This is a genomic window from Aeromonas sp. FDAARGOS 1407, from assembly GCF_019048725.1.
In the GTDB taxonomy this organism is placed as follows: domain Bacteria; phylum Pseudomonadota; class Gammaproteobacteria; order Enterobacterales; family Aeromonadaceae; genus Aeromonas; species Aeromonas enteropelogenes.
Genome location: NZ_CP077399.1, coordinates 2,561,781 through 2,577,618, shown reverse-complemented (window position 1 = coordinate 2,577,618; position 15,838 = coordinate 2,561,781). Strand labels below are relative to the sequence as shown.

General features: G+C 59.4%; 11 protein-coding genes and 2 tRNA genes. 7 read left to right on the top strand and 6 right to left on the bottom strand.

Features of this window, described 5'->3' with window-relative positions; all coding sequences use genetic code 11:
- Nucleotides 1–2: 2 nt before the first annotated feature.
- Together I6L37_RS12390 and I6L37_RS12385 are read right to left on the bottom strand one after the other, a co-directional pair.
- Entirely contained in the window at nt 3–1,904 is a 1,902-nt protein-coding gene (locus tag I6L37_RS12390) for a transglycosylase SLT domain-containing protein (RefSeq protein WP_061475511.1), read from the bottom strand.
- Nucleotides 1,905–2,003: 99 nt separating this feature from the next.
- Complete coding sequence (locus I6L37_RS12385) at nt 2,004–4,505, bottom strand: bifunctional diguanylate cyclase/phosphodiesterase (RefSeq protein WP_026456770.1); 2,502 nt, start codon at nt 4,503–4,505, stop codon at nt 2,004–2,006.
- Between the two features lie 380 nt (nt 4,506–4,885).
- On the opposite strand from I6L37_RS12385, the gene raiA reads away from it, so the two are divergent.
- Entirely contained in the window at nt 4,886–5,224 is a 339-nt protein-coding gene (gene raiA, locus I6L37_RS12380; protein ID WP_026456769.1) for a ribosome-associated translation inhibitor RaiA, read from the top strand.
- Nucleotides 5,225–5,353: 129 nt separating this feature from the next.
- Here raiA and I6L37_RS12375 read toward each other — a convergent pair whose 3' ends face one another.
- Nucleotides 5,354–5,863, bottom strand: a complete 510-nt coding sequence (locus tag I6L37_RS12375) for a VC2046/SO_2500 family protein (RefSeq protein WP_216991980.1) — start codon at nt 5,861–5,863, stop codon at nt 5,354–5,356.
- Nucleotides 5,864–5,987: 124 nt separating this feature from the next.
- On the opposite strand from I6L37_RS12375, the gene I6L37_RS12370 reads away from it, so the two are divergent.
- Nucleotides 5,988–6,072: transfer RNA gene (locus I6L37_RS12370), tRNA-Tyr, on the top strand.
- A gap of 34 nt (nt 6,073–6,106) precedes the next feature.
- Nucleotides 6,107–6,191, top strand: a tRNA-Tyr gene (locus tag I6L37_RS12365).
- Between the two features lie 132 nt (nt 6,192–6,323).
- Here the strand turns inward: I6L37_RS12365 and I6L37_RS12360 are convergent.
- On the bottom strand, nt 6,324–10,097 hold the full coding sequence (locus I6L37_RS12360; RefSeq protein ID WP_216991979.1) for a translocation/assembly module TamB domain-containing protein: 3,774 nt from the start codon (nt 10,095–10,097) through the stop codon (nt 6,324–6,326).
- On the bottom strand, nt 10,094–11,869 hold the full coding sequence (locus I6L37_RS12355) for an autotransporter assembly complex family protein (RefSeq protein WP_216991978.1): 1,776 nt from the start codon (nt 11,867–11,869) through the stop codon (nt 10,094–10,096). The genes I6L37_RS12360 and I6L37_RS12355 overlap by 4 nt, the downstream gene beginning before the upstream one ends.
- A 523-nt stretch (nt 11,870–12,392) precedes the next feature.
- Between I6L37_RS12355 and I6L37_RS12350 the strand changes: the two genes are divergently transcribed.
- The 4 genes from I6L37_RS12350 to I6L37_RS12335 all read left to right on the top strand — a co-directional run bounded on the left by I6L37_RS12350 (nt 12,393) and on the right by I6L37_RS12335 (nt 15,153).
- Nucleotides 12,393–12,767 (top strand): hypothetical protein, encoded by a 375-nt coding sequence (locus tag I6L37_RS12350; RefSeq protein ID WP_216991977.1) that lies wholly within the window; start codon nt 12,393–12,395, stop codon nt 12,765–12,767.
- A 109-nt stretch (nt 12,768–12,876) separates the two neighbouring features.
- Nucleotides 12,877–13,155 carry a peptidylprolyl isomerase gene (locus I6L37_RS12345; RefSeq protein ID WP_026457964.1) on the top strand — a complete coding sequence of 93 codons (279 nt, stop codon included), beginning with the start codon at nt 12,877–12,879 and terminating at the stop codon, nt 13,153–13,155.
- A 492-nt stretch (nt 13,156–13,647) separates the two neighbouring features.
- The gene (locus I6L37_RS12340; RefSeq protein WP_216991976.1) at nt 13,648–14,187 is read left to right on the top strand and encodes an SLC13 family permease; all 540 of its coding nucleotides are present in this window, start codon (nt 13,648–13,650) and stop codon (nt 14,185–14,187) included.
- Between the two features lie 48 nt (nt 14,188–14,235).
- Complete coding sequence (locus tag I6L37_RS12335; RefSeq protein ID WP_216991975.1) at nt 14,236–15,153, top strand: IS5 family transposase; 918 nt, start codon at nt 14,236–14,238, stop codon at nt 15,151–15,153.
- A gap of 328 nt (nt 15,154–15,481) precedes the next feature.
- Here the strand turns inward: I6L37_RS12335 and I6L37_RS12330 are convergent, their stop codons facing one another.
- On the bottom strand, nt 15,482–15,838 hold the full coding sequence (locus I6L37_RS12330; RefSeq protein WP_216991974.1) for a hypothetical protein: 357 nt from the start codon (nt 15,836–15,838) through the stop codon (nt 15,482–15,484).

Here is a 15,838-nt window from a genome sequence, read left to right as displayed (position 1 = left end):
ATTCAATAGCCGTGCTTGAGTTCACGATCGGACATGAACCGCAGCGGCTGCTGAAACTTGTGCTGATAGATGAGATCGAACGACAGCACGTTCTGCACATAGTTGCGCGTCTCCCGGTAAGGGATGCTCTCAACCCACACGTCCATCGGCTTGTCGGCACTCTGCTCACGCCAGCGCTTCACCCGGCCGGGGCCTGCGTTGTAGGCCGCAGCCGCCAGGATCCGGTTGCCGTCATAGACATCCAGCAGGCGTTTGAGATAGGCGCTGCCCAAACGGATATTCATTGCAGGATCAAACAGTTGCTGCTCACTGCGATAGGGCACCCCAATCTTGCCGGCAGTCTCTTTCGCGGTCGCGGGCATCAGCTGCATCAGGCCCCTCGCCCCCACCGGCGATTGTGCCCGCGGGTAGAGAGCGCTCTCCTGGCGGGAAATGGCGTAGAGCAGGCTCATATTGACCGCCCGCTCGCGGGCCACCTGACTGAAGGTCTGCTTGTAGGGTTTGGGGAAACGCAACTCGAGGGCATCCCAAGCCTCGGCACGGATGCTGGCGAGGATCGCCAGATCATGCCAGCCCCGATTGAGGGCGATGTGGCCAAATTCGATACGCTGGGCCACCGGGTTGCGATCCAGGTTGTGGATCCACTCCGAGCGGGCAGCCGCCACCTCGTTCATGGCCAGGAGCTCCTGCACCCGAAGCAGGAAGGGCCAGCGCCGGCTCGCGCTGCGCCAGTCCGGTACATGCGGCACCGTCTGGTTCTTCATCCGGTAGGGGGCGCCGGTACGCTGGGCGGCCATAAACCCGTAGAAACCGCGCAGATTGGCGGTCTCCAGGTAAAGGTCGCGGGCCTGCTTCTGCTGCCCTTGTACCTCCAGCGAGCGGGCCATCCAGTAGCGCCAGCGATCCTCCTTCTGGCGTGCCATCGGCATCATCTTCACCCAGCCGGAGAGACCGCGCCAATCCTCTTCCCAGATGGCGAGCCTGGCTCGCAATTCGGTGATATCCGGATCGGCCAGCAACCTGACCGTGTTGTCCAGCCACTGGCGCTCGCTCCTCGAACGATCCAGCAGCAGGCGGCGGGCGATAGCCCGCTCCACCGGCTTGATATCGGCCTGGCTCAGGCCAAAGCGGCTGCGAAACAGGTCAAGCTGGCGCAGCACAGCCTCCGGCTGCTGGTTGGCATAGCGGGTCAGCCCCAGCGACAACAACTTCCTGGAGTAAGGGTTGTTGCTGAAGTAGGTGGGGTTCATCGCCTTGGCCGGCTGTTCGAACAGGGTCACCATCTGGTTGCCATACCCCTGCAGGCCGGTACCGAGGGAGGCCCCCAGATGGCGGATCAGGTTGGGATTTTCCGCCTCGAAGGCCATCGTCATCCGCTGCCAGATCTTGTCCTGGGTGCGCAAACCTGCCCCCTGCCAGAGGGTGAACAGCGGATCACAGGCATCGGGACGGGATTGCCCGCTCATCCACATCTTGCCCGCCCCCTGCAACGCCTCCCTGGTCTTGCCGGTGTAATAGAGCGCCTGATAGTGCATGCAGAGCAGGTCGGTCGATTTGGGCTTGGCCGGGTAGAAGCGCAGGAACTGCGACCACTGCTGGCTCTGGGCCAGATAGGTCAGATAGGTACGCTCCAGCCGGTTTGACTGGGGGGTATCCCCATGCTGGCGGATGAAACGGGTCACATCCTGATAATCGGCCGCCCCGGGCCGAAAGGCGAGCTGGAAGTAATCGAGATAGGGCAGCAGAGGGTAATGGGTCAAGCGAGCGCGAAGCTGCTGAAAACGGGCCTGATCGTTGGCCCGCACGGCATCATAGGCCTGACGGTACAGACTCTGATCCTGGGTCTGGGCCATGATCCCTGGCGCAAACAGTGTCGTTAAGAGAATTCCCCACACAGCTTTCACTGAACATCTCCATTGGGAAGCACGCCACCGCCCGCAGGCGGTGGATCCGGAAATGCCCATTCTACCCGCAGCCGGGCGGCGCGAAAGCGGGGATGACGACTATTTTTCCGCGCAGGCCAGATGGACGTCGCGCTGGTACTCGGGTTTGGCCAGCCGCTGCACATATTTCTCCAGATAAGGCACTGGCAACGGCTTGGAGGCGAGGTAGCCCTGGTAGAAGCTGCACCCCTGCGCCTTGAGAAACTCGAGCTGCTGGCGCGACTCCACCCCTTCCGCCGTCACGTTGAACCCCATGTGGCGCGCCATGGCTATCACTGCCTCGACAATGGCCATGTTGTCCCCATCCCGCGGAATGTCCTGGATGAAGGAGCGGTCGATCTTGAGCTCGTCGGCGGGCAGCCGCTTGAGATAGCTGAGGGACGAGTAGCCGGCACCAAAATCGTCGATGGCAAAGCTGATGCCAAGGGCCTTGAGCTCCGCCATCTTGCTGATGGTGTCCTCGGCATGGCCCAGCACCACCGACTCGGTGATCTCCAGGTTGAGGCAGGCCGGATCCATGCCGGTTTGTGACAGCACATCGTGGATCCGCTCGACGAAATCGGTGGCATGAAACTGCTTGGCGCTCACATTGACCGAGATCTGGGGAATGTGGATGCCACTCTCCTCCCACAACACGTACTGGACACACGCCTCATGCAACACCCAGTTGCCGATGTCGACGATGAGATCCGTCTCCTCGGCAATGGGGATGAACTCGGCGGGCGAGACCAGGGCACGGCCCGGCGGCTGCCAGCGGATCAGGGCTTCAATACCGATGAGATCGCCGCCATCCACCAGGTGCTGCGGCTGGTAATAGAGGGTCAGTTCGTTCTTGTTCAGGGCGTTGCGCAGCTCGTTGTGGATGAGCAGGCGCCGATCCGCCTGATGCTGCATGGAGGCATCGAAGAAACGCCGCGTCTTGCGCCCGGCAGACTTGGCCTGATACATGGCGGTATCCGCCTGTTTGAGCAGATCGTCGACCCCCTGTTCCCGATCCGGAAACAGGGTGATGCCGACGCTGGCGCCGATATGCAATACCTGCCCGCCATGGCTGTAAGGGGAGGCAATCTCGGTGATGAGGCGCTCGGCGATGATGTCGGCCTGCATCTCGGCCTGGGGCGGGCTGGCAGAGAGAGAGGGCAACAGCAGCACGAATTCGTCGCCACCGAGGCGAGCGAGACAGTCCCCCTGACGCACCAGCCGCTTGAGACGGGTCGCCACCTCCTTGAGCAGCCAGTCACCGGTAGCGTGGCCGAGGGAGTCGTTGATGGTCTTGAAGTGATCGAGATCGATAAACAGCAGGGCCCCGATCAATCCGTTGCGACTGGCCTCGTTGAAGGTCTGCACCAGGGTTTCGTGCAACTGGCGCCGATTCGGCAGACCGGTCAGCTCGTCGTAATAGGCCAGATCCTGGATCCGCAGCTCGGCCGCCTTGCGCTCCGAGATATCCTCGAAGCAGATGACGAAGTGGCTGATCTCCCCCTTCTCATCCTGCACCGGCGTCACGATTTCCCACTGGGGATAGACGTGGCCATCGGCATGGCGCCGCTGGGTCTCCCCCTGCCAGCGGCTCAGGGTATTGAGCTCGTAGCCCGGTTTTCCCATGGTGGGCCAGAGATCCTCTTCCAGATGCAGGCCCAGCACGGCCTGGCTGTCAAAGCCGGTGATCTGGCTGAAGGCGTGATTGACCCGCAGCACCTTGAAACCGGGATCCGTGATGATGATCCCCTCGTGGGTTTCAAAGGCCACGGCGGAGAGCCGCATCTGGGCATCGGATTGCAACCGCTCCAACTCGGCCACCATGCGTACCGAGAAGGTGTTGAGCACGGAGTCGAGATTGGCAATGTCAGCGGGAGCCGAGTAGAGCAGGGCCAGATGACCCAGCAGCTGACCTCGGCTATCGCACAGCGGCTGACCATAATAGCGCTGTCCGGGTCGGGAAGGGGTCAGGCATTCGCTCAGCTCATCCAGGTTCACCTGACAGCTGGTTCCCTGCCGATAGAGTTGCTGGCACGGGGTGCCCGCCAGGGGGTAATCCCGGATATCCAGCCCGTCGGCAGCCAGCACCTTGATCCTGTCCACCCCGCTCAGCTCACCCACCCAGACGGCATCCACCTTGAGGATGTGAGTCAGCTGGTTGACCAGGGTGTTGAAAAACTCGGTACCGGTACAGGCAGAAAGCGCCTGGGCCAGGCGGGTCAGCAATGAGGTCTGCAATGGCTGGGCGAGATTGAGTGATTCGGCCGCAGCGCTCATCCCGTCAAGGGGCGCCAGCCAACCGCAGCACAACTGCTGGCTGGGAACGTATTGCCCACTCCAGATCACGTGACTGAACAGGCCCCGTTCATCCTTGAGATGGCCGATGAACTGTTCCGGCAAGGTGGATTGATGCAGACGCGCCAAAAAATCGGCAAAGCCCGCTTCATCTTCCGGCTGCAGGCAACCTGCCCAGGGGTGTTTCCCCTCCCCCTGCCACTGCTGGTAGGCGCCCTGATCGGAGAGGCTCCACTGATCATGCTGCCGATCATAAAACCACATGATTTGAGTGGCTTGCTGCTTCATCTACAACTCCAACACAACAATCGCTCACGTTTGATGTCCAGGCAAAACGGGCACAACCACTCCCCACATCGACTCATGAGTTCAAAGACAATACAGAGAGGGGGCTAACATGCAGTATCGAGCGGGGAAAACCGGGTTAACCGGACAAGAAGTCGACACAAGGTGCTGCCAAGAAGGGACAGAAACGATCCTATTCCCGTCATACTGCCTGCCAGTTTCAAGGAGCTCAAGCTATTTTTGGCACGAAACCGGAAAAGCTCACAATTTACAAATCGCTAAATACATGGCGGGAGATTTTGTGATCAATATCACATTTTCAATACTGCCGATGAGTAATCTGAAGGTGAAGACACAAGCAAGACGACCCGAAGGGGGCCAATATGAAAATCGAAATTACCAGCAAAATCATCGACATCACCCCGGCTATCCGCGAGCGCATCGAATCCCGTTTTGACAAGCTCGAGCGTCTTCAGGTGCCTCTCATCACACCCCATGTGATTGTGTCCAAAGAGCGTCTGATGTTTATCGTCGAAGCCACTGCTGGCATCCCCAACGGCAAGCTGTTTGCCCAGGCAGAGCATGAGGATCTCTACGCCGCCATCAATGAACTGGGACAAAAACTGGAGCGTCAAATCAACCGCCACACCGAAAAACCGATCGCCCGTCGCGCCAATGGCACACGCAAGGAGATGCCACAACCGGATGAAGCCGACGCATAACTCCCGGCAAGGTTAACTCAGTCATTCAACACAAAGGCGGGATATCCCGCCTTTTGTATGCCTGCTGCATACCCGCATTCGCTTACCGACATGGGCGACTCGAACCGCCCTTCATGCAACCCGTCTCGCTCAACCGAGCCAGTGGAGCCGGGTATCGATGCCCTGCTGCAGGCGATCCAGCACAGGCAACAGCACCAGCGGATCTTCCTGCCTGGGCTCATCCGCAAGTGCTCCCCGCAGCCGCTCACGCCCGAGTGGCGTCAGGTTGTCGTAGACCGCCTCATCCAGCAGCGGTTGCTTTGCCACCAGTGGCTGTGGCTGCAATGCCAGCCACAGCCGCACATCCACCATGCTGCCCCCCTGCTGCAACCGCTCGTTGAGGGCACTGCTGTCGCGGGTCGCCTCTTCTGCCATCAAGGCTTCTGCTGGGCGCAACCCGAAATGGGCCCGCCAGTCCCGCTCATCCGGCGCGGCGGCCGGCTTGGCATCAAACCAGGGCTGCTCCTCCACCGAATCGGTGAGCAACGCCAGGTGCAGCCGAAAATCCGCCCGATCGCCATGCTGCAGATCCAGGTTGAGGCGTTGCCCCAACTGGCCCTCATCGACGAGCAGGTGATCACGGATTGAGCGGGGTAGCATGGCATAACTCTTGAAAATGGCGATTTCACTTCTTATCGGCCATCAATCCGATTCTTTTAATGGAAAAATCCCGCTTGGGGGTTCACAAAAGCGGAAGATCTGTTAGTATGCGCCTCGCACTTGTGGAGGGGTTCCCGAGTGGCCAAAGGGATCAGACTGTAAATCTGACGGCTCTGCCTTCGAAGGTTCGAATCCTTCTCCCTCCACCATTTCAAGTGCCACAATCTGTTTGCAATACCCCGTGGAGGGGTTCCCGAGCGGCCAAAGGGATCAGACTGTAAATCTGACGGCTCTGCCTTCGAAGGTTCGAATCCTTCTCCCTCCACCATCATTCAGAAAACCCGGCCTTGCGCCGGGTTTTCGCTTTTCCGGCCCGCCCAATTCTTTCCCTTACACCTCGCAATCAGGATAAAAAACGGGAGGCCAGCGCCTCCCGTTTCGTCAGTCACGGTCGCCCCCGTTAGAGGGTGAAGCGATAGAAGACATCCACCGCCTGGGCGACCCCGCTCATGGCCTGAAGATAGAGTCGCGGCAGCACCTCGTAGCGCAGCTTGAACTCGGCGATCGGGCTGAATACCCCCACCCCGTACTGGAACTGCAAACCGGGCAGCAGATAGGCGGAGAGAGTCACCTGGGTGTCGTCGCCACTGCCGGCGGTATCGAGGGAAACATCGCTCATCCCCAGCGCCTCGCCGATGCTCGACACCACGCCGTTGGCCTGGCTGACCGCGCCGGCTACCAGCAAGCCGTTGAAGCCGCCATCCTCGCCGCCCGTCTGCAGCCCCTTGCCGCGCAGCAGATAGGAGAGCTGTTCGGACTGGGCCATCTGGGGTTCGGAATAGACCTTGATCTCCGGCTTGGTGGCCGGCCCCGTCACCCGTACCCCGACCGTCACCTGATCCTCTATGGTATCCGGGTCACGATAGGCCTCGATATTGAGGAAGGGGCGATCGAGGGGGCCGGAGAAGATGATCCTTCCCTCCTTGATGATGAGGTTCTGGCCATAGGCCTTGAAGCGGCCGTCGGTCAGCACCAGCTGGCCGTTGCCCGCCAGTGGCTTGCCCGGATCCTGATTGATACTGAGCCCACCGGAGACATTGGTCTTGAGCCCCATCGCCTCCAGTTTCACGTCGTCACCGAGCCGGATCGCCACCTTCATCAGCAGTGGCAGGCTGGCCTGGGGAGGCGGTGGCGGCAGATCGTCGTACACCACGGTCACGTCATCGGAGACGGCAACCGCCGAGTCCGGCAAACTCTTGACCAGGATCCGCGCCCAGGGAATATCCACCTTGCCGGTGATGCGGGTCTCCTCCCCCAACGAGATGGCGATGTCCGGGGAGACCCGCACCCGGCCCATGCCCGGGTATTGCGCCTCCAGTTCATCCCCCTGGATGGTCAGGCTGCCACTCACCGGCATCTTGGCCCAGCTGAGCCAGCCGCCGAGGGCCAGCGGCCCCTTGCCCACCAGCATGGAGCCATCCAGCTCGGCGCGGTTGCCCTCGATCTTGAGGCGGGTCACCAGTTTGGAGAGGGTCACCATATCGGAGTGAGTCTGCACTTCGCCATCCAGCAGATTGAGCTGACCGAACAGCAGGGGGGATGCCAGGGTTCCCTCGAAGCGGGCGTTGGCAGAGATCACCCCTTGCAGGGAGCGCACCTCGGGAATGAGGGGGGCAAAGGTGTCGAGCTTGAGATCGTCAAACTTGAGCTGGCCCCCGAGCTGGCCGCGACCGGCGGGCTCCCTGATCAGCAAGTCGGTATCGATATTGCCGATCTGCTGCGAGGCGAAGTCGAGGCGGATCGCCGCCTGCTGGCGCTCGAACTCCACGGCCAGCGCCAACTGCTGATAATCGGTCTTGATCTCGTCAGCCACAAAGCTGCCCGGCGTGGTGCGCACCACCGCATGCAGGGTTGGTTGGCTGCCGCGCCAGCTGGCACGGCCATCGGCGGAGAGCACCGCCTGCCAGCGGAAGTTGTCCGGCAGCCAGGGGCGCAGCCGCTTGAGATCAAACCCGTTGAGGGCAAACTCCAGCGCCCCCTGCTCGGCCGATACCTGACTGCCCTTGATGCAGAGGTTGGCCCCTTGGGAGTCAAGACAGAGATCCCCCATCGCCAAGCGCTGGCGCGGCAGATCGAGATCCAGCGCCCAGGGGTTGGTCAGACTCCAACGCCGCAAGGGGGTCTTGAGCTTGAGCTCGGAGAGGGTCCCGCGCCAGTGATCCCCGCGCACGCCGCCACCCAGCTTGAGATTGGCGGCCACCGGATCGCCCTTCATCGTCAGGGTGAGCTGATGGCGCGCCAGATCCCCGTCGAGGGCCAGAGCCAACTGGCTTAGCTTGGTCTCTCCCTGGGTCAGGCTGGCCACGGTGAGCGCCAGCTCACCCGCAGGCTTGTCACCCACCAGGGCATTGCCCTTGATGGCGATCCCCTTGATGTTGGTGCCCGCATAATAGAGGCGATTGGCCAAAAGCTCAGTGGTCACCCGAGGCGCCTGCTGATTGCCCCCCAGGCGCACCTGCCCCTTGATGTCCCCCTTCAGACCGGGATAGAGCCCCGCCAGATTGGGAGCATCGAGATCGGCCACCAGTTGCCATACCTGCTGGCTGATCTGTCCCTTGGCCTGCAACCGGTTGGGGCCGCTTTGCAGCGACAGCCCGGGAATGCGCCACTCCATCTTGTCATTGCCACTCGCCTCCCCCTTGATGGCCAGCGGATACTGGTTGAGCTTGCCATCCACCCTGAGGATGGGCAGGTTCAGCTCCCAGCGGCCCGCCTCGTTCATCACGAAACGGCTCTCTATCTCTCCGGCCAGGGTGCCCTTGAGCTCCGGCACCAGCTCGGCCGGATTGATCCCCTTGAAGCGGGTGCTCCCTTGCCAGTGGACTCCCTTTTGCCAGGCCAGCTTGCCATCCAGGGTCAACTCCCCCTTGAGAGCCTCGAGCCGCAGGGCCAGTTTGCTCAGCTGTTCGAGATCCCCCTTGCCATCGAGGGCAATCTTGAACGGGGGCACATCCGTCCCCTTGCCCGACGTCTTGAGGGCAAACTGATAGCCGGAGAGCTTGCCCTTGGCGGTCAGGCTCCCCTTGTCCAGCCGGTAATTCGGCTCATCCTTGGCCGGCTTGTGCAAGGGCCAGCCGAGGCTCTTCCAGTCGAGTGCCAGATCAAACTGCAGATCCGGGTCGAGGGCTGCCAGCGACCCCTTGAGGCTGGCGGCTACCGGCCCCTTGGCCTGCAAGGCCAGATCCAGCTTGCCGACCGACCCGCTCAGGGCCAGGGTGGCCTGCTCCCCTTTAAGCTCGCCATCGAGCAAGCCCTTGCGCGCCTTGGCATCCAGGGTCAGATCCAGCGGATAATCATCGCCCAGGCGAATATTCCCCTTGAGGGCGAGATCGGCCATGGCGTGGCGCAGCGAAAGCTCGCGCAGTTCGATGCGATCCTCCTCGGCGCCGGCCGAGAGGTGCAGCTTGTCGACGGCTTCGATCAGATCGCCCTGCTGATAACGAAAACGGGTCAGACTCACTCCTTCCAGCTGGACGGGAAATGGCAGGGAAATGGCGGGCAGCTCGATGGCCGCTGCTTTATCAGCCTGAGTTGACTCGCTGTTGATTGTCCCGCTCGCCTTATCCTGAGCCTTGCCCTGAGCCGTTTTCCCGGCCTTGGCACTCTCTTCGGCCGCTGCTTTGGCTGGCGGCGTGTCAGCCAGGGTGACGCTCAGACCATCCAGCACGGGGCCGCGCACTATCAGCCCCTTGCGATCGAGGGTCGCGCCTATATCCAGCGAGCCCAGGGTCACGGCCACACCGGGCACGGCCAGATCGAGATCGGCCACCTGCAGGGTGTCTACCTGGATTTTGAGGGGCAGTGGTTGCCAGACAAAGGGTTCGGAGGGCTCTGGCGGCGTGGGTTCGGAGTCGGCGACCTTCACCACCGGATGGGTGACCACCAGGGATTTGATCCAGAGCTTGCCCTGCAGGAGCTTGCCCAGATCCCAGTCCAGCACGGCGCGCTCGACCGAAACATCCACCAGCTCATCCTGCCAACCGACCCCTTCCAGGGTCCAGCCATAACCGAGCTGGCCCGCCACCAGCTCCCCCTTGAGGGAAGGGAGAGCGCCCTTGGCCTGTTGCCACAGCCACTTGTTGCCCTGATGGGTGAAGCCCAGCAGGCTGACGCCGATGAGCAGCAGAAAAACGAGGCCCATCAGCCAGAGAAAAAGACGCTTTACCCAGATCATAATTCAGGCCCCAAGGCGAAATGCAGCCGCACGGGCTTATCCTCTTCCGATACTCCGACCGCCAGATCGAGTCTGACCTGACCGATGGGGGTAACCCAGCGCACCCCGATCCCGGTGCCGATTTTCCACGGCTCGCTGTAATCGACGGTGGCGGTACCGCCATCCACGAACAGAGCCCCCAGCCACTTCTCGCTGAAGCGGTAGTTGTACTCCAGGCTGGCCACGCTGGTATAACGGCCCCCGGTCAGCTTGCCATCCGGCCCGGTCGGGGAGATGGTTTCATAGTCAAAACCACGCACCGTCTGATCGCCCCCGGTGAAGAAGCGCAGGGATGGCGGCACCAGGGAGAAGCTGTCCCCTATGATGGCCCCCTGCTCGGCCCGCATCAGGAAGCGATGATCCTCGCCCAGGGTGCGCAGCCACTTGCTGCGGCCCCACACCCGCACGAAGCTGATGTCGGATCCCCAGGTGGGATCGGAAAACTCCAGGGTGAGCTGCTGGCGATCCCCCCAATCGGGCACCAGGCCACCACGCACCCGCAGCCGCGACCAGGAGACGCCGGGGATCACCAGCAAGCTGTTCCCCTCGTCCATGCCCTGGGTATAGACCTCGTTCTCCAGGCGGATGAAGACGTCGCGATCCCAGCTCTCCGGCCGCCGGGTCCAACGGTGCACCCCTATGGTGGTGAGATCGGAGCGGGTGTCGTTGTTGTCCTTGTACTGGTAGCCACTCTGGATGGAGTAGTAGTCCCGCAGCGGGTTGCCCACCGGGATCTGGTAGTCGAAGCTAAGCTCCGCCTCCGGCGCCGACACCTTGGCGGTGGCAAACAGGCGGTGGCCGTAACGGTTGACCCAGGGCTTCTCCCAGGTTGCGCTCATCCGCGGCCCCACGTCAGTGGCATAGCCCAGACCCGCTTCTATTTCGTGGTCGACCCGGTTGGCCAGGGTCACCGAGATGGGCACCCGGTAATCGGTCGCTTCGCTGATCTGGGGCTTGATATCCACCTGACGGAACAGCTTGGTGGAGGAGATATCCTGGGACATCTCGGCCAGGCGGATGGCCAGATAGGGTTCGTCATCCTTGATGGTGATGAGCGGTTTGATCAGCTTGAGCGCTTCGGGGGTGGCGTCATAGCGGATATCGCCAAAACGGTAGCGATGACCGGACTGGAACAGGATGAAGATCTCCGCCGTGCCCTTGTCGGGGAACACCTTGACCTGGCTCTTGCTCAACCTGGCGTCGAAATAGCCGCGCGCCAGCCCCAGACTGCCGAGATCGGCCTTGATGGATTCATATTTGGCATGGTTGAGGGGCTCCCCCTCTTTCAGGGGCAGCTGATCCAGCAGCTCGCTGTAACGCTCGTCACTGCTGGCATCCCCTTCCAGCAAGACGTCGAGACGGGAGACGATGACCGGCTCCCCCTTGTCGATGGTGACGATGACCCGGGATGGCTTCTTCTCGTCGCGGCTGAGGGTGATCTTGGGCTCGTAGTAGCCATACACCTGCAGCGCCTTTTGCACGCTCTCGATGATCTTGGGGCGGGCAGGACGATACTGGCGCTCCTGATAGACGGGCAGGGCGTTCAGATAGGCTTCAACGTTGTCCTTGTTGTCCCCTTTCACTCCCTTGACCTGATAGGTGAGCTTGGCCGCCAGCGCTGGCGCCGCCAGGAGCGACAGAAACAGGCCCAGCGCCAGGATCAGCAGGCCGCGACGACAGGCGGTGCCGGAGAGTAAACGCCCTGCCGGCAGGGATGGATTGCATCCGGTCAAAGGTCGATATTCCTGAAAGTTGGGTAACGAATATAAAGACGCACACAGGCACAGCCCAGTGCAGCTGCTCGCCCGCCAAGCGGGGAACGCAGTCATGCACGGGGTCGGACCAAGAGCGCACCAACATATGGCGAACCCTATCCTAACATAGGCTTTCGCCAACGACAGAGCCGCCGGCCTGGCAAATTCGCCATAGATTTTAAGATGTTGGCCACAAATTGCGCAGCCAGGTGCCCCCTTTGGCCTCGCTCGCCGACCCAGGATACCGCTAGCCATCTGAAACCGGATAAATATCCATCACTCCCGGCCCACGTCGAACAGCGCGTCCGTGGGTGTGCCACGACAAGGCTTGTCGGAACCTGCCGGTCGATTGAACAGCCTGCCTCTCAAACCCCGCTATCCCGCGACAAGGCCCGCGCCACGCGGGATTGAGACTGGCTCGTTCAGTGCAATCGAATTATCCCGCTGCCCTTGTCTGACACCCTCGCGCACACTCAAGCCATCAACCGAAGGAGATCCCATCATGCATGCTCGTAGCGAACAGATGGCTGACTACATTGCCGACCGGCTCGAATTCATCACCTTTCTCGCCTGTTGCAGCGCCCTGCTGGCGCTGCTGACCGGCATGAACGGCCAGCAGGCGCTGGCCTTTACCGCACTCAACCTGCCATTTGGTCTCGCCATCCTGCTGACCATGGCGTTGCTGGCGCCCCTGCCCGCTTACTGGCGCCTGCCCGGCATCACACTGTTGCTGGTGGCAGCTGCCTTGCTGACGATGCAGCTTGGTGGCGAATGGCTCAACCCGCTGGCCATCTGGAGCCTCTATGCCCTGCTGGGACTGGAAATCCTCTGGCAGGCTCGCCCCAGAGCGCAACTGGCCACCAGCAGCCACCCCTGATGGCGGCAAGGCTCTGTCAAGCGTTACCCGGACGGCTGACGCGGAGGGCAATTTGGGGTACCCTTGCGCCCCCGATTTGCCATCCACCCGTTAACCCGAGGAGCGCCCCATGAAAAAAGCCTGTGCCCAGCACATCCTGGTCAAGACAGAGAAACAGTGTCTGGAGATCAAGGAGAAGATCGAGAAGGGCGCCGACTTCGGCCAGATGGCCAAGCGTTTCTCCACCTGCCCCTCCGGCAAGCGCTTCGGCGATCTGGGGGAGTTCTCCAAGGGGGACATGGTCAAATCCTTCGACGATGCCGTCTTCAAGGGGGAGTTGCTCAAGGTATTGGGGCCGGTGCGCACCAAGTTCGGCTTTCACCTGATCAAGGTTCTCTACCGCAACTAAGGGCCGCCGTTTACCCGGTGTCCCCAGCAAACCCGGCACTCAGCTCACGCCTCCCACTTTGAAAGGGGCCAACAACGGCCCCATCCCGATTCCTTTGCTGCGACACGCAGATTGCATTCCCTGTATTGGGCAAGAAAAAGCCTGTGAATAACGGTCGTAGCATCCCCTCAAAAGTGCCGCTGATGGGCAAGGATGCTCGCTGTACACCCACCTCATCAAGTGCGCACGACACCTCTTTTTTTGTCCCGATAAATCGCAGTTTCGTGCTGTACAACGTCAATCCGAAGCATAATCTTCGTGGCCATAAAATGGCACTTGTCAAAAAGCAGATGATTGCTCCGCAATTCATTTCAAAAAGTCTGTTTTATATATTCTTTTTATACTTTCCCAAATGATAAAACCCTTGATTAGCATCAAGGATTTTTAGCTGCCGCCCCCCAAATATAGGGCCAAAAATAATTATTCCAACCATCACATATACGGGGAGTCGCAATGAATGACCAAACCGAGTTAATACCAGTAAAACTGGCCTTTCCGCTATGGAAAGGGATCCTTACCCTTTTGTTCGGTTGCATTATTTGGTTTATTCCCGCACCTGCCGGGCTCGCAGAAAATGCCTGGCATATGTTTGCTATTTTTGCCACCACTATTTTCGCCATCATAATAAAAGTCATGCCAATGGGGGCCGTCACCATGATAGCCCTGATTGTCGCAGCCCTGACGGGGGTGACCCCGCTGACAGTCAAGGGGGATCAGCAGGTTGCCGCCCTGTCCGGCTTCGCCAATGGCACCATCTGGCTGATCGGTATTGCCATGTTCATTTCCCGGGCGGTGATCAAGACCGGTCTGGGCAAGCGCGTCGCCCTCTGGTTTATTTCCAAGTGTGGTTCCAGCATGCTGGGGGTCGCCTACGGGCTGGCACTCTCAGACCTTGTGCTGGGCCCGGGGATCCCGTCGGCATCGGCCCGGGGCGGCGGCATCATGTACCCCATGGCGTTGTTGCCCAAATCGATGAAGCTTGAGTGGAACTAACTGAGGACTCGGTGATCTGATCATCACCATCCTCTTCAAGTCTGCATTATGGGCACGTCGCTTCACCCCATCACCAACTGGCCTAAATACAACAAGTCTTTGATTAATCGTGGTTCACTCACCTTCTGGGTTGATGCCGAGGCCATGAGCAACTGGTTTCACCACGACCATCATGGACGGCGGGGCCGTAGCCAGCTCTACACCGACCAAACCATCGCCACCTTCCTGATGCTCAAGGGGATGTTCAACCTCACTCTGCGGGCAACCCAGGGACTACTAGACTCCCTGTTCGAGTTGATGAATGTGCCGTTGTGTGCACCGGACTATAGCTGTGTCAGCAAGCGAGCACGTACGGTGACAGTGGCCTATCGACAGCCCCCAAAGGGACGCATTACCGACTTGGTTATCGACTCAACCGGGCTGAAGGTGTTTGGTGAAGGCGAGTGGAAGGTCAGAAAACACGGCGCCGAAAAACGGCGAGTCTGGCGCAAGTTGCATCTGGCAGTAGACCCGGTAACCCACGATATCGTGGCGGCGGAGGTGTCATTAGAAAATGTCCATGATGCCGAGGTGTTGCCGACCTTGCTCAATCCACTGCGGCGCAAGCTGGGACGAGTTTATGCAGATGGCGCCTATGACAGCAAAGCCAGCCATCAGCTTATCTCGCGCAAAGGGGCGACAGCCTGTATCCCGCCTCGCAAGAGCGCGGGGTTATGGAAAAAAGGACATCCAAGAAATGACGTTGTGCTGGTGATACGCAAGGAAGGGCTGGCGCACTGGAAGAAGATATCGGGGTATCACCGTCGCTCACTGGCAGAGACGGCGATGTATCGGTTCAAGCAGTTGCTGACGGGGAAAATCAGTCTGCGTAACTACAATGGTCAGGTGGGAGAAGTCATGGCGTATGTCAGCGCCATAAACAAACTGAATACCTTGGAACTACCTGTCAGACAGCCCCGAGTGTAGCGGTCACCCAGGGCAGGCGAAGTCATGACTTTCTGGCTAATTTGGGAAACAACGCCGTTTTGCTCACTAAGAATGTTTCGCCATGGCTCAACTCTATTTTCATAATGAGCCAACACTAAATTATTGCCCGAGATTTTCATAAATAGACAAATTTATAAAACGGACATATTGAAAATATGCCCCCCCTAAACATCAGTAAGGGGAAGCTGTTTCAACGCCCTTACTAACTAAATGGGATTAAAAAATATAGTAATATAATTTCAACAGGAATATATGGACAAACAAATCACTCTTCACCAATAAGTCATCACCTTACTCTAAATAACTATTATCGCCACTGTGCAATCGGTTCGGAAATAATTCCATTTTCAAAATTAATTTCATGCTGCCAAAAACGCTCACCTTTAAATGGAGGTTCGTGTGCAATAACCACCCTTATTACCTCGCCTATCTTACTAAGCTCATTTGCCAAACAATATATATGGTAACTAGGATCTCTAAGTATGAATTGTTTTATAGCAATCAATACTCCATCTTTGCTAAAAAAATGAATACTATCCATACTCAGAGCAACAACACTACCTAATCGCTTATCATAAATCGCATCGATAAAATCACCTAACACTGTAATTTTTTTATTATCCAACACCCAAGAAACATTATCATCATTCAGTTCGATATTCAT